General features: G+C 68.8%; 11 protein-coding genes and 1 pseudogene. 10 read left to right on the forward strand and 2 right to left on the reverse strand.

What is annotated here, in order from left to right; translation table 11 throughout:
• The first annotated feature begins 20 nt into the window (after positions 1-20).
• Positions 21-419 (forward strand): hypothetical protein, encoded by a 399-nt coding sequence (locus B3611_RS00190; protein WP_291313066.1) that lies wholly within the window; start codon positions 21-23, stop codon positions 417-419.
• Here B3611_RS00190 and B3611_RS00195 read toward each other — a convergent pair.
• Complete coding sequence (locus B3611_RS00195; protein ID WP_291313067.1) at positions 389-1,534, reverse strand: glycerate kinase; 1,146 nt, start codon at positions 1,532-1,534, stop codon at positions 389-391. The two genes, B3611_RS00190 and B3611_RS00195, sit on opposite strands and share 31 nt — an antisense overlap.
• 256 nt (positions 1,535-1,790) lie before the next feature.
• Between B3611_RS00195 and gdhA the strand changes: the two genes are divergently transcribed.
• Genes gdhA through B3611_RS00225 form a run of 6 tightly spaced genes read left to right on the forward strand, consistent with a single transcriptional unit; the run spans position 1,791 to position 7,751 of the window.
• Positions 1,791-3,137, forward strand: coding sequence for an NADP-specific glutamate dehydrogenase (gene gdhA / locus B3611_RS00200; RefSeq protein ID WP_291313068.1), 1,347 nt, complete (start codon positions 1,791-1,793; stop codon positions 3,135-3,137).
• 52 nt (positions 3,138-3,189) lie between these two features.
• The gene (locus tag B3611_RS00205) at positions 3,190-3,987 is read left to right on the forward strand and encodes a DivIVA domain-containing protein (protein WP_291313069.1); all 798 of its coding nucleotides are present in this window, start codon (positions 3,190-3,192) and stop codon (positions 3,985-3,987) included.
• 32 nt (positions 3,988-4,019) lie between these two features.
• Positions 4,020-4,556, forward strand: coding sequence for a YceD family protein (locus B3611_RS00210; protein ID WP_291313070.1), 537 nt, complete (start codon positions 4,020-4,022; stop codon positions 4,554-4,556).
• Positions 4,553-5,326, forward strand: coding sequence for a ribonuclease III (rnc, locus tag B3611_RS00215; protein WP_291313071.1), 774 nt, complete (start codon positions 4,553-4,555; stop codon positions 5,324-5,326). Before B3611_RS00210 ends, rnc begins: the two co-directional genes overlap by 4 nt.
• A 2-nt stretch (positions 5,327-5,328) precedes the next feature.
• On the forward strand, positions 5,329-6,174 hold the full coding sequence (gene mutM, locus B3611_RS00220; RefSeq protein WP_291313072.1) for a bifunctional DNA-formamidopyrimidine glycosylase/DNA-(apurinic or apyrimidinic site) lyase: 846 nt from the start codon (positions 5,329-5,331) through the stop codon (positions 6,172-6,174).
• Positions 6,175-6,218: 44 nt separating this feature from the next.
• Positions 6,219-7,751, forward strand: a complete 1,533-nt coding sequence (locus tag B3611_RS00225) for an alanine/glycine:cation symporter family protein (RefSeq protein WP_291313073.1) — start codon at positions 6,219-6,221, stop codon at positions 7,749-7,751.
• A gap of 78 nt (positions 7,752-7,829) precedes the next feature.
• On the opposite strand, the gene B3611_RS00230 is transcribed toward B3611_RS00225, so the two are convergent.
• A complete protein-coding gene (locus B3611_RS00230; protein WP_291313074.1) occupies positions 7,830-8,171 on the reverse strand; it encodes a hypothetical protein in 342 nt (113 codons plus the stop codon).
• 48 nt (positions 8,172-8,219) lie between these two features.
• On the opposite strand from B3611_RS00230, the gene B3611_RS00235 reads away from it, so the two are divergent.
• From B3611_RS00235 to ftsY, 3 genes and pseudogenes are all read left to right on the forward strand, one after another.
• Complete coding sequence (locus B3611_RS00235; protein WP_291313075.1) at positions 8,220-8,504, forward strand: acylphosphatase; 285 nt, start codon at positions 8,220-8,222, stop codon at positions 8,502-8,504.
• Positions 8,505-8,546: 42 nt separating this feature from the next.
• A pseudogene (smc, locus tag B3611_RS00240) lies at positions 8,547-12,056 on the forward strand (chromosome segregation protein SMC).
• 78 nt (positions 12,057-12,134) lie between these two features.
• Positions 12,135-13,829 carry a signal recognition particle-docking protein FtsY gene (gene ftsY, locus B3611_RS00245; protein ID WP_291313076.1) on the forward strand — a complete coding sequence of 565 codons (1,695 nt, stop codon included), beginning with the start codon at positions 12,135-12,137 and terminating at the stop codon, positions 13,827-13,829.
• The last annotated feature ends 155 nt before the right edge of the window (positions 13,830-13,984 follow it).

Here is a 13,984-nt window from a genome sequence, read left to right on the forward strand (position 1 = left end):
GTATTGGTTAGCCTGGATCCATGCCGATCATCCAGTTCGATGTCCTCGTCCCCGACCCGGCCGCCGGCGAGGTGGCCGCCGCGTTCCAGCGCGCCCTCGACATCCTCGTGCGCCGCGGGATGCTCACCTCGGGGAGCGTGGAGCACGCGGAGCCGCCGCTTCTCGACGCCCCCATCCTCTCCCAGCTCAGGGAGGTCTACCGCGCAGACCGGGGGGCGGACCCCGACGCGGATGGTGCCCGGGCCCACCGCTTCCGCATCGAGGCGGGCGGGGCGGACAGCTACAACAGGCTGGCGATGGGGCTCTCGCGCGTGCTCACGCCGAAGGCGAGCCTGCCGAAGGACCCAGCCGCCCTCATGCTCCAGGAGCGTTACGAAGTTGCCTCCATTTACCCCTGGACGGTCGAGATCCTCAGGTAATCCACGGCGATCCGCGCCCCGGCCCGGCGCAGCTGCTCCGCCGTGTCGTCGAGGTCCTCGAGCTCGACCCCGATGACGCCCTCCGGCAGGTCGTGTTCGATGGACCCGGCGGCGACCGCTGCCGTCGTTCCGGCCCGCGAGGCGAGGTCCAGGACGGTTGAGACGACCTTGCCCTCCGGGCTCTGGTCGTCGAAGCGGCCCTCGCCGGTGACCACCAGAGAGGCGTTCTCCAGCATTTCCCCCAACCCGTGGGTTTCGGCGATCAGCTTGGCGCCTGCCACGACGCTGACGTGGTCGTCGTTTCCGTGCAGTAGCCGCGACAGCCAGGTGATGCCCACGGCGATTCCGCCGGCGGCACCCGCACCCGGGGCGGCGGGGTCGACCCCGGTGACTTCGCACAACCGGGCCAGGCCGCGGTCGAGCAGCTCGACATCCCCGTCGTCCGCGCCCTTCTGGGGGCCGAACACCCGCGCGGCGCCGCGTTCGCCGGTTGCAGGGACGAGGGCGTCGGCAAGCAGGACCCAGTCCACGGACCCCGCCGGGATGTTGAGGGTGGCGGTGTCGAAGTCGGCGAGGTCGACGAGTCCGCCACCGCCGGGCGTGAGGTTGTAGCCGGCGGCATTGACCGGTTGCGCGCCGAGGGCGACGAGGATGCCGGTGCCGCCGTCGATGGTGGCGGAGCCGCCGAGACCGAGGACGATGCGGGTGGCCCCGCGGGTCTGCGCGTCGGCGATGAGCACGCCGGTGCCGTAGGTGTCGCCGCGCAGCGGGACGGGATTGTCCTTCACCGCGGGCAGGCCGCTCGCGGCGGAGACGTCGATGAATGCGGTGGAGGTGGCGGCGTCGTAGGTGTAGGTGGCCTCCGTGAGCCGCCCCGCGGCATCGGTGGTGGGGAGGGTGACGCGCTCGCCCGAGAAGAGCCCGGAGGTTCCCTCTCCGCCGTCCGCCATGGGGACAAGGGTGATGTCGGCATCCTTGATGATGCTGCGGACACCCTCGCCGAGCCATTCGGCCGCCTCCCCGGCGCTCGCGGAGCCCTTGAAGGCGTCCGGGGCGATGATGACGGTGGGGGAGGGGGCCGGCCGCGTGGCGTCGCCGGAAGTGATCTGCGTCATACTTTCCTTCGGGTTGTGGGACGGTCCGTCCCATGAAAGGTGTGGTGGGAACATGTTAGCCCCGTCGCACCCGGCCCCACGAAGGCCGGACGCGGCAGGCATGGCCGAAGTATTTCGGCGAATACCTGTTGCGCATTCGGTTCCCGGGCGTATTGTTGGGGTCGTTGTAAACCTGCCGTTTGTTAGGTATTCGGTTTACGGGGTGGCCCGACCGGGCGCGCCCACCTCATGATTCCGCTGTAGAAAGGTGCATTACATGCCCTCCATTGACCAGGAAGTAGCCGGCTACTACGACAAGCTCCTCAAGCGCAATGCTGGCGAGCCCGAGTTCCACCAGGCTGTCGCCGAGGTTCTCGACTCCCTCAAAATCGTCCTGGAGAAGGACCCCCACTACGCGGACTACGGCCTTATCGAGCGGCTCTGCGAGCCGGAGCGCCAGATCATCTTCCGCGTGCCGTGGATGGATGACAACAACAACATCCGCGTCAACCGCGGTTTCCGTGTGCAGTTCAACTCCGCGCTCGGCCCCTACAAGGGTGGCCTGCGCTTCCACCCGTCGGTGAACCTGGGCATCATCAAGTTCCTCGGCTTCGAGCAGATCTTCAAGAACTCCCTGACCGGCCTGCCCATCGGCGGCGGCAAGGGCGGTTCCGACTTCGACCCGAAGGGCAAGTCCGAGGGCGAGGTCATGCGCTTCTGCCAGTCCTTCATGTCTGAGCTGTGGCGCCACATCGGCGAGTACCGTGACGTGCCGGCCGGTGACATCGGCGTCGGCGGCCGCGAGATCGGTTACCTCTTCGGTCAGTACCGTCGCCTGGCCAACCAGCACGAGTCCGGGGTCCTCACCGGCAAGGGGCTGACATGGGGTGGTTCCCTCGTGCGCACCGAGGCCACCGGATACGGCTGCGTCTACTTCACCGACGAGATGATGAAGGCCCGCGGCGAGTCCCTCGACGGCGCCAAGGTCATCGTCTCCGGCTCCGGCAACGTCGCCATCTACGCCATCGAGAAGGCCCAGGAGCTCGGCGCCACCGTCGTCGGCTTCTCGGACTCCTCCGGATGGGTCGAGACTCCGAACGGCGTGGATGTCGAGCTGCTCAAGGACGTCAAGGAAAACCGCCGCGAGCGCGTCACCGCATACGTCGATGAGACCCAGGGCGCAACCTTCCACGACTCCGGCAGCATCTGGGACCTCTCCGCTGATGTGGCGCTGCCCTGCGCCACCCAGAACGAGCTCTCCGGCGAGCACGCCAAGAAGCTCGTCTCCAACGGTGTGAAATACGTCGCCGAGGGCGCCAACATGCCGTCCACGCCGGAGGCCATCGAGGTCTACCGCGAGAACAAGGTCAGCTTCGGCCCGGGCAAGGCCGCCAACGCCGGCGGCGTGGCCACCTCCGCACTGGAGATGCAGCAGAACGCCTCGCGAGACTCCTGGACCTTCGATTACACGGATCAGCGGCTGCACCAGATCATGTCGAACATCTTCAAGATGTCCGACGAGACCGCCAAGGAGTACGACCGCGAGGGCGACTACGTGGTGGGCGCCAACATCGCGGGCTTCAAGAAGGTCGCTGACGCGATGCTCGCTCAGGGTGTGATCTAAACCCGCGCGTGCCATCGCGGCCCCGCGCCTGAGACCAGTACGCTTGGAAGTTATGTACCGCGTTTTTGAATCCCTCGATGAACTCGTCCGCACGGTGGAGCAGGCCTACGGCGTGCCCATGACCGCAAACTGCATGGTCCCGCGCAACGACATGCTCGCGCTTCTCGACGACCTGCGCAACGCGCTGCCCGTCGAGATCGACGATGCACAGGATGTGCTGGACCAGCAGGACGAGATCCTTCGGGGGGCGCAGGAGCGTGCCAACACCCTGGTCGCGGACGCGGAGGACGAGGCGGACCGCATCATGCGCGACGTCCACAATCAGACGGAGAGCATGCTCTCCGACGCCCAGAGTCGCGCCACCCTGCTCGTCTCCAACGCGGAGGAGGATGCGGAGCGCACCATCGCGCGCGCCCATGAGGAGGCGGATGCCGAGGTCGCCGCCGCCCGCACCGAGGCCGAGCGCCTGGTGGAAAGCGGCAACCAGGAGTACCAGCGCAGTGTGGACGACGGCCTCGCTGACCAGCAGCGCCTCATCAGCGAGTCGGAGGTGATGCGCCGCGCCGACGAGGAGGCCCGCCGACTGGTCGAGAGCGCCCACACGGATTCCTCCCGCATGCGCAGCGAGTGCGACGACTACGTGGACTCCAAGCTCGCGGAGTTCGAGGAAAGCCTCTCGGCCGTCCTGCGCACCGTGTCCTCGGACCGCTCGGCTCTGCGCCGGGGCGCGGGTGTCTCGGGGGACGGCTACGAGCGCTACGGCCGCTCGGACCGCGCGGAGCGCCACGAATACACCCGCCGCCCGCGCACGGGGCAGGCGCCGCAGGCGGACGCGGACCCGGATTACTAGGCCCGCAGAATCGTTGTAGGGTAGTGGCTGTTATGGCTACTAACCCCTTTGTCTTCGACGTCGCCGAGGTGCTCAACGGCGACGGCATGCCGGTCACGCTGACGCAGACCGGCCCGTCCCCGTCGCGAATCGGACCCGAGATGATCGCCCTGCCGGAGGGCGGGGAGGTCACCGTCGAGGCATTCGTTACCCCGCTTGGCTCGGGGGTCATGGTCGATGCCACGGCAACCGGCACGCTCGAGGGGGAGTGCGTCCGCTGCCTCGCCCGTCTCACGCCGGAGTTCAGCGCCTCAGTCAACCAGGTGTTCGCCGGTGACGAGGACTTCATCGTCGGTGACCCCGCCAGCGACGAGGACCTCGGTTCGGGCGACGAGGTGCCGGTCATGGTCGGTTCCACCGTCAACCTCGAACAGGCCTTCGTGGACGAGATGGGTCTGACGCTGCCCTTCAACCCCACCTGCGAGCCGGAGTGCCCGGAGGACACAGCGGTTCCCGAGCCCGATGGATTGGCGGGGGAGGACAATGATCTCGTCGACCCCCGATGGGCGGGGCTGGAGAAGTTCCTGTGAGCCGGGGGTCCCGGCGGTCAAGGAAGCAGCGCATATCCGGTGAGGAGGCCTGGGAGGCCGCCTTTGCCGCCGTCGACCACGGCCCGCTGCTGGAAACGCTCGGCGTCGATCTCGAGGCGGACCTCCTGCGTCTCGCGCTGACCCACCGCTCCTTCGCAAACGAGCACGACCAGCTTCCCAACAATGAGCGTCTCGAGTTCGTCGGCGATGCCGTTCTCGGCCTCTCCGTCGCGAACGAGCTTTTCCAGCGCTACCCCTCGCGGCCCGAGTCCGACCTCTCGCCCATGCGGGCCCGGGTGGTCTCGCGTTACGCGCTGGCCGACGTCGCGCGCGGCATCGGACTCGGGGAGCACATCCTCCTCGGCAGGGGCGAGGAGGTCACGGGCGGCCGCGACAAGGACTCGATCCTCGCCGACACAACGGAGGCCGTCCTCGGCGCGATCTACCGCCAGCACGGTTTCGAGACGGCCCGGGGGGTCATCCTCCGGCTCTTCGGCACGAAGATGGACGAGGCGCAGCGCACCCAGGACTGGAAGACCGTTCTGCAGGAGCGCGTGGCCGAGCTGGGCGGGCCGCAGCCCGAGTACCGGGCGACTGTGGAGGGCCCGGAGCACGAGCAGGTGTTCACCGCCGAGGTCATCATCGGAACGCGGGCGCGCGGGACCGGACGGGGCCAGAACAAGAAGACAGCCGAGCAGAACGCCGCCCGCGAGGCCGTCTTCTTCCTCCACGACCATCCAGAGACCGTCGCGCTGCCCGCCGGGAAGTAGCGGTGCCCGAGCTCCCCGAGGTCGAGGTTGTCCGCCGTGGCCTGGACACCCACCTCGTCGGCCGGACGTTCGACGGGGTCGAGGTCCTGCACCCCCGCGCGGTGCGCAACAACGCCGTCGACTTGGTTGACGTTCTCCCCGGCCTCACCGTCACCGGCACCGACAGGCGGGGCAAATTCCTCTGGCTCACGCTCTCCGACTCCTCCGCGCTCGTCGTCCACCTGCGCATGAGCGGGCAGATGCTCGTCGGGCAGCCGGGCGCGGTGTCCAGCCCCCACCTGCGCATCCGGGCACGGCTGGGGGAGACGGAGCTCGCCTTCGTCGATCAGCGGACCTTCGGGTCATGGCAGTACGCGCAGCTTATCGACGACCCCTGGGACCCCGCAGGCAGAGCAATCCCCGCGACGGTCGCCCACGTCGCGCCCGACCCCTTCGAAGCGGGTTTCGATCCCGTGCGCGCAGCCCGCGCCATGAGGCGCCGGAATTCAGCGGTGAAGACCGTCCTGCTCGATCAGACCCTGGTCAGCGGTATCGGCTCGATCTACGCGGACGAGGCGATGTGGGCGGCGGGGGTCAAACCCACCCGCCGCGCCCGGGCTCTGCGCCAGCGCGACGCCGTGCGCCTGCTCGAGGAGTCACGCGAGGTCATGGCTCGGGCGCTGGAGCAGGGGGGAACGAGTTTTGACTCCCTTTACGTCAACGTCAACGGGGCCTCGGGTTACTTCTCCCGCTCGTTGAATGCCTACGGGCGGGCGGGGAGCGAATGCCGCGCGTGCGGGACCGTCATGCGGCGGGTGGTGGTCAACGGACGCTCGAGCCATTACTGCCCGGCTTGCCAGGTTCTGTAGCGCCCGGTGTGGTGAATCTCCCATTTACGTTTAAGATTCCCCACATGGAAAAAGCAACCGAGTTCATTGACGGTACCGTCAACGGGACCATCTGGAACATCGTCCCGTGGCTGCTCATCGCCGCCGGACTGTACTTCGGGCTGCGCACGTTCTTCGTCCAGGTGCGCCTGTTCCCCGAGATGCTCAAGGCCGTCGCCGAGACCCCCAAGGGCAAGGACCGCGAGGGGCGCGACCTCGACGAAGAGTACGGCGGCATCTCCGCCTTCAAGGCGTTCACCATCTCGGCCGCATCGCGCGTGGGCACCGGCAACATCGCGGGTGTCGCGCTTGCCATTTCGGTCGGTGGGCCGGGCGCCGTGTTCTGGATGTGGACCATGGCGATCATTGGCGGTGCGACCGCGTTCGTCGAGTCGACTCTCGCGCAGCTGTGGAAGACGCGTGATCCGGAGGGAACCTACCGTGGTGGCCCCGCGTACTACATGACGCGCGGACTGGGTTGGAAGCCTTTCGCCGTGATCTTCGCTGTTGCGCTTTCAATCACGTACGGCTTCATCTACAACGCGATCCAGACCAACTCCATTGTTGAGGCGGTCAGTGGCTCATTCAATAACGATTCCACCACTCTCAAAGCCATCGTCGCTGTGCTAATCGCCAGTTTGACCGCGATGATCATTTTCGGCGGTGTCACCCGCATCGCCAATGTCACCCAGGTCGTCGTCCCGTTCATGGCAATCGCGTACATCCTCCTGGGTGTCATCGTGGTCGTGGTAAACATCCGTGAGGTCCCTGGGATGATTTCCGCCATCATCACCCACGCCCTGGGAATCCGCCAGGTGACAGGGGCTACCCTTGGCATGGCCTTCATGTGGGGCATGCGCCGTGGCCTGTTCTCCAACGAAGCCGGCCAGGGATCCGCCCCGAACGCCGCCGCTACCGCCACCGTGTCCCACCCAGTCAAGCAGGGTCTGGTTCAGACCCTCGGTGTTTACTTCGACACCCTTGTGGTGTGTTCCATCACCGCCTTCATCGTTCTCCTCGGGCCGGCGGTCAACTACGGCAAGGACGATATCCAGGGCGCGTCCCTAACCCAGTCGGCACTCGCTGACTCGGTGGGAGCATGGGGCACCCACTTCATCACGTTCATCCTCTTCTTCCTGGCGTTCTCCTCCGTGATCGGCAACTACTACCTCGCGCAGGCCAACGTCCAGTACTTCTCCGAATCCAAGACGGTGATGACGATCTTCCGCGTGGGCGTCATCGCGTTCGTGTTCTTCGGCGCCTTTGGCTCCGTCCCGCTCGTCTGGTCCCTCGGCGACACCATGGCCGGCATCATGGCGACCATCAACATCATCGCCATCATCCCGCTGGGCGGGGTGGCCATCAAGCTGCTGAAGAACTACAACAAGCAGCGCATCCAGGGCATCGACCCAGTCTTCCACCGCGACATGCTCCCCGAGCTGCCGAACGTCGAGCTGTGGGACGGCTCCGACCCCGTCACGCGCCGCAGCATCGAGGACAAGCAGACGCTTCGCGACGCCGAGGACGCCCGCACCGGCCGCGAGGCCCGTAAGCGATAGGGGCGTCCCAACGGACGGCGGCCTGCCGTGTGCACCGCGGGCCGTTTCGTCATCGAGGGGGTGCGGCGCGCCGTTGAGTTACGCGCCTGCCGAGAAGACCCACGCGAGGGCGGCGGCGTTGGCGGCGGCGGTCGCGGCCGGGCCCAAGGTTTTCAACCGATCCTTCTCCACCGATCCGCCAACAGCGTCGGCGGCCTGCACCACGATCATCGCCAGCGCGATCGCGGCGAGGAACGGTGTCGATCGGGCGGGCAGAGCTGCTAGAGCGACAACGAGAAGGGCGAGGCTGCGCGAGAAGGCGTACATGGACGCCGTCCGTCCAGCCGGGCCCGCCTCACGCCAGCCGCTGAGGGCGTAGGAGAAGCTGACGCCTGCACTGACCGCGGTGACCAGGGCGCACACCCAGAATTCAATTTGCATGTCCGCATCCTATCCCGGGCCGCTCCTGGGGCCACTACACTCGCGCCCATGACTTCCACGCGCATGACTGCTTTCGTCCACGGCCACGTTCAGGGTGTCGGCTTCCGGTGGTGGGTGCGCTCGCGCGCGCTTGAGCTGGGACTGACGGGCCACGCGACAAACCTCTCCGACGGGCGCGTGCAGGTCGTCGCCGAGGGCGGTCAGGATGACGTCGACAAGCTTCTGGCCCTCCTGCGGGAGAACCCCTCGACCGCGGGCCGGCCGGGTTCCGTGGACGTGGTGGTCGAACAGTTCTCCGAGCCGAAGGGGGAGCGCGGTTTCGAGGAGCGGTAGCTCCCGGGACGCGGGCGGGGCCCACCCGCTAAAATCACCGCAATGCACCTCAAATCGCTGACGCTCAAGGGCTTCAAGTCCTTCGCCTCGGCGACCACCATGAAGTTCGAGCCCGGCATCTGCGCCGTGGTGGGGCCCAACGGCTCCGGCAAATCGAACGTGGTGGACGCCCTCGCGTGGGTCATGGGCGAGCAGGGCGTGAAGAACCTCCGCGGCAGCAAGATGGAGGACGTCATCTTTGCCGGAGCCGGGGAGCGCAAGCCCCTGGGCCGCGCCGAGGTGACCCTGACCTTCGACAACTCTGACAAGCACCTACCGATCGAGTACACCGAGGTGGCCATCACCCGGCGCATGTACCGTGACGGTGCCTCGGAGTACGAGATCAACGGCTCGAAGGCCCGGCTCATGGACATCCAGGAGCTGCTATCGGATTCCGGCATCGGCCGGGAGATGCACATCATCGTCGGCCAGGGGAAGCTCTCCGAGATCCTCGAGTCGCGCCCGGAGGAGCGCCGCGCCTTCATCGAGGAGGCGGCCGGCGTGCTCAAACACCGCCGCCGCAAGGAGAAGGCGCAGCGCAAACTGGCGGGCATGCAGGGAAACCTCGACCGCCTCCAGGACCTCACCGAGGAGCTGGGCAAGCAGCTCAAGCCGCTGGCGCGCCAGGCGGAGGCCGCCAAGCGGGCGGCGACGGTGCAGTCCACCCTGCGCGACGCCCGGCTCAGGCTCGCGGGGGACCAGGTGGTCACCCTCCGCGCGAAGCTTCACGACGCCACCCGGGCCGCCGAACTCCTCGCGGAGCAGGTGGACACGGTCACCGCCGCGCTGGAGGAGGCCACCGCGCAGCAGGAGCGCATCGAACAGGATCAGCAGGAGACCCAGCCGCGCGCCGAGGAGGCCCAGCAGGTGTGGTTCGCCCTGTCCACCCTCGCCGAACGCGCCGGGGCCACCGTGCGCATCGCGACGGAGCGCGCGAGCAATGCCGGCGCGGATGTCGCCTACCACGGCCAGGATCCCGATGAGCTCCTTGCACGCGCCGGCGTAGCGGACGAACAGTACGCGGAGGCGGTGGAACTGGCGGAGGAGGCCGCGGAGCGCCTCGAGACCGTCCGCGAGGAGGTGGCTGAGCTTCAGGAGGCCTTCGACGACGCCGAGCGCGAGCACCTCGCGCAGGTGCGCGCTATCGCTGACAAGCGCGAAGGCGTGGTGCGCCTGCTCGCGCAGGAGGAATCGCAGAAGGGTGCGGTCGATGCGGCGGAGAGCGAGATCGCGCGGCTGACCGAGGTGCTCGAGGAGACCCGCGAGCGCACCCGGGCCGCGCAGCAGGAGGCCGCTCAGGTCGCCGAGCGCCTGGCGGGCATCGAAGCGGAGCGCGCGCCCCTCGACGAGGCGCACGTTCGCGCCTACACCGAATCGGACGCCGCCGAGAAGCGCCTGGAGCAGCTCCGGGCGGCGCAGCGTGAACGGGAGCGTGCGGTGTTCACGCTCGAGTCGCGCATCGCCACCCTGCGTGAGCAGACACCCACCGTGGCGGCGGCCGATGTGCTCGGTGAGGGCTTTGGGCCCCTGGCAGGGAAGCTAACGGCGCGCGACGTGACGGCGGCCGCCCTGGCAGCGGCGCTGGGTCCCCACGCCGAGGCGCTCGTCGCCGAGGGGGGCGACGGGGGAGAGGTCGTCGACAAGCTTGCCGCGGCCGAGCGCACCGTCGTCGTCGAACCGGTCGGCGGGGGAGCGTGGCGCCTCGACACCGACCGGCCCGTTGACTGGCTTCTCGACCACATCGACATCGCCAACGATGTCCGCGGCCCGCTGACGCGCCTGCTCGTCGACGTCGCGCTCGCCGCCACCCCGGACGAGGCGCGCGCGCTCGTCGCCGCCGACCCCCGCCTGCGCGCGGTGACCCGGGAGGGCGTCCTCGTGGGCGAGGGATGGGTCGCGGCCGGCTCAGGGCGCGCCACCGCGGTGGAGCTCAGCGGGGACATCAGCCGGGCGGAGGCCGAGCTGGAGACGGCCCGCGCCCCACCTGACGGGGTCTCCGGCCCCCCCCCGGGGGCCAAGCCGGGCGCGGGGGGGGCGCGGGGGGCCGCGGCCGGGGGGGGNNCGCCAAGCTGGCCGCGGAGGACGCGCGTGTCGCCGCGGCCGGGGCGAAGGCCGCGCTGCGCGAGCACGACACCAACCTGGAGGCGTGGCGGCGCGACCACCAGCGGCTGACCAAGCAGTTCGAGGCCAACAAGGCCGAGCACGAACGCGCCAGCCAGCGCGCGACGGAGGCCGAAGCCCGCCTCGCCCAACGGCGGGGTGACCTCGCGGAGACCCGGGAGCGCCTCGCCCGGGTCGAGGGTGACGACAACCCGGAGGAGCCCTCCACAGCCGCGCGCGACCGGGCCAGCGCCGCGTTGAACCAGGCGAAGGCGATGGAGATGGAGGCCACCATGGCCTCCCGCTCGGCGCAGCAGCAGGCGGAGGCGGTTTCGGGGCGCGGGGACGCGCTGCGCCGCCAGGCGGAACACGAACGGCAGGCAAAGGCACGCCACGAGGCGGCGGTGGCCAGGAGGCGCGCCGAGGCGGAGCTCGCCCGCGTCGTCGCCGGGNNGCGACATCGTCGCCCGCGCCACCGACGCCCTCGAGCGGGCCACCGCCGAGCGCGACGAGCTCACCGCCCGCGTCGCCGAACTGCGCGCCCTGCAGCAGCAGGCCCGCGCGAAGGTCAGCGCGACCCGCCAGCAGCTCGAGCGTCTCACCGACAGCGCCCACTCCTCGGACATCGCGCGTTCCCAGGCCCAGGTGCGCATTGACGAGGCCGAGGCCAAGGTCACGGAGTCCCTCGGAATCTCCATCCCCGACCTCCTCGCCGGCTACACCCCGGGCGCCGACTTCGACCGCGCCACAGAGGAGCACCGCCTCGCCCGGGCGGAGAAGGACCTGCGCGCCCTGGGCAAGGTCAATCCGCTCGCCCTCGAGGAGTTCAAAGCCCTCGAGGAGCGCTACAGCTTCCTGTCCACGCAGCTTGACGACGTCATCCAGGCGCGCCGGGACCTCGCCGGGGTGATCACCGAGGTCGACGCCCAGATTCTCCAGCTGTTCACCGATGCCTGGCGCGATGTCGAGGCGGAGTTCCCCAACGTCTTCCAGACGCTCTTTCCGGGCGGCGAGGCGCGCCTCATCCTCACCGACCCCGGCGACCTGTTGGCGACGGGCATCGAGATCGAGGCCCGCCCGCCCGGAAAGAAGGTCAAGCGCCTTTCGCTGCTCTCGGGCGGGGAGAAGTCGCTCACCGCGCTCGCCTTCCTCGTGGCCATCTTCCGGGCCCGGCCCAGCCCCTTCTACGTGCTCGACGAGGTCGAGGCGGCGCTTGACGACGTCAACCTGCGCCGCCTGATCTCCCTGCTCGAGGAGCTGCGGCAGGACTCCCAGCTCCTGGTGATTACGCACCAGAAGCCGACCATGGACGTGGCAAACGTGCTCTACGGCGTGACAATGCGCGGTGACGGGGTCACCCGCGTGATCTCGCAGCGGATGAATCCCGCCTCCCCTGCCGCCGCCGGGGGTTGACACCGGCCGCCGCGTTTACGGCGCGGTGAGGGTGCCGTGATCGTCCGTGATCGCGCCGTGTCCGGGGTTGCTGGCACTATGGACACCATGACTAACACGACCCTTTTGTGGATCATCATCGCGGCCGTGGTGGTGGTGCTCGTTCTGGTGGGCATCATCGTCGCGGGCAACCGCCGGAAACAGTCGAAGACCGTCTCCTTCGACGCACCCGAGGAGCCGAAGGAGCTGACCCAGCAGGACAGGTCCGGCAACTACCAGGCCAAGGGCGGGTTCAACTTCGCCCCCGTTGAGGCTCAGCCGGACCTCGTACCGCGCGAATCTTCCCGCCGGGCCTCCGCGGAGACCCCCGGGGAGACTCCCGGCGGCGGGAGTACCGCGGTGCCGTCGCACGGCTACGAAGCGGAAACCGGGCCGGGCCGGGTACCGCGGGTTCCCGCCGAGCCGGTGGCGGAGCCGCCCGCCGAGCCCGCTGACGAGACCGCCGGGGGGACCAGGGGGGCCGTCGCCCCGGATGACCCTGAGTTCGAGAAGCCGGTCGATCACTCCGGCTCGTCCCCGGCTGGCACGCCAGCGGGAACCGGGCATGTGGACGAGCCCGCGTACGTCATCGGTGACGGGGAACCCGCCGCCGATAACCCGGAGCGCGTGAGCGGGGACGTCGACAAGCAGGGCGGGGACGATCTGGGTGAACTCATCGAGCAGCACGAAGCGGTCGAGGAGGAGGCCGAGGAAGCGGCGGAGGCCGCCGCTGTGACCGCCGAGGCGGTTGAGGAGGCCCGCAGCGGGGACGCTATCGTGTCCGAGGATGCGATTGTCACCGAGCCCGCGGCTGCCGAGCCCATAGATGATATCGAACCCGCGGCGGGGCGCATCGGGAAGCTGCGCGGGCGCCTCTCGCGCTCCCAGAACGCGATCGGCCAGGGCCTGCTCGGGATCCTCACTGCGGGTGACCTCGACGAGGACGCGTGGGAGGAGATCGAGGACACCCTCATCATGGCGGACCTGGGTGCCTCGCTCACCCTGCGCATCACCGATAGCCTGCGCGAGAAGATCGCCGAGCGCGGTGTTTCCAGCGAGGCCGAGGCGCGGGCGATGCTCCGCGAGACCCTCGTCGAGGCCGGCCGGCCCGGGATGGACCGCTCCCTGAAGGCCATGCCCAACGAAGGCAAGCCCGCCGTGATTCTCGTTGTCGGTGTGAACGGCACGGGCAAGACGACAACCACCGGCAAGCTCGCCCGTGTGCTCGTGTCCATGGGGCACTCCGTGGTGCTGGGCGCCGCCGACACCTTCCGCGCGGCCGCCGCGGACCAGCTGGAAACGTGGGGCCGCCGCGTGGGGGCAACCACCGTGCGCGGGAAGGAGGGTGCCGACCCCGCGGCCGTCGCGTTCGACGCCGTCGCCACCGGGGTGGACCAGGGCGCGGACGTGGTCCTGGTGGACACGGCGGGAAGGCTTCACACCGCGACCGGTCTGATGGACCAGCTGGGCAAGGTCAAGCGCGTCGTGGAAAAGAAGACCCGCGTGGACGAGGTCCTCCTCGTGCTCGACGCGACGGTGGGTCAGAACGGAATCACCCAGGCGCGGGTGTTCCGCGATGTCGTCGACATCACCGGTGTCGTGCTGACCAAGCTCGACGGCACCGCGAAGGGGGGCATCGTCTTCCAGGTGCAGGAGGAGCTGGGCGTGCCCGTCAAGCTCGTCGGCCTGGGGGAGGGTGCCGATGACCTCGCCCCCTTCGAGGTGGAGAGCTTCGTCGACGCCCTGCTCGGGTAACACCGCTAACCCCCGTATGTAAACCCGCCTCCCGCACGGGGGGCGGGTTTTGTGATGTGCCTCTCACTTTCCGCCGTCCTGTTCCCGGGCTTATACCTGTCGTTCTACAGTTTGAATGTCAGAATTCAATCGATTGATAGTTAGTTATCGGAGAA

Source organism: Corynebacterium sp. UBA2622 (assembly GCF_002339505.1).
GTDB lineage: Bacteria > Actinomycetota > Actinomycetes > Mycobacteriales > Mycobacteriaceae > Corynebacterium.

Coding starts and splice junctions, on each gene's coding strand:
- B3611_RS00195 (WP_291313067.1), bottom strand. CDS start 1,534: ATGACGCAGATCACTTCCGGCGACGCCACGCGGCCGGCCCCCTCCCCC.
- B3611_RS00190 (WP_291313066.1), top strand. CDS start 21: ATGCCGATCATCCAGTTCGATGTCCTCGTCCCCGACCCGGCCGCCGGC.
- ftsY (WP_291313076.1), top strand. CDS start 12,135: ATGGACACCATGACTAACACGACCCTTTTGTGGATCATCATCGCGGCC.
- B3611_RS00230 (WP_291313074.1), bottom strand. CDS start 8,171: ATGCAAATTGAATTCTGGGTGTGCGCCCTGGTCACCGCGGTCAGTGCA.
- B3611_RS00235 (WP_291313075.1), top strand. CDS start 8,220: ATGACTTCCACGCGCATGACTGCTTTCGTCCACGGCCACGTTCAGGGT.
- gdhA (WP_291313068.1), top strand. CDS start 1,791: ATGCCCTCCATTGACCAGGAAGTAGCCGGCTACTACGACAAGCTCCTC.
- B3611_RS00205 (WP_291313069.1), top strand. CDS start 3,190: ATGTACCGCGTTTTTGAATCCCTCGATGAACTCGTCCGCACGGTGGAG.
- B3611_RS00210 (WP_291313070.1), top strand. CDS start 4,020: ATGGCTACTAACCCCTTTGTCTTCGACGTCGCCGAGGTGCTCAACGGC.
- B3611_RS00225 (WP_291313073.1), top strand. CDS start 6,219: ATGGAAAAAGCAACCGAGTTCATTGACGGTACCGTCAACGGGACCATC.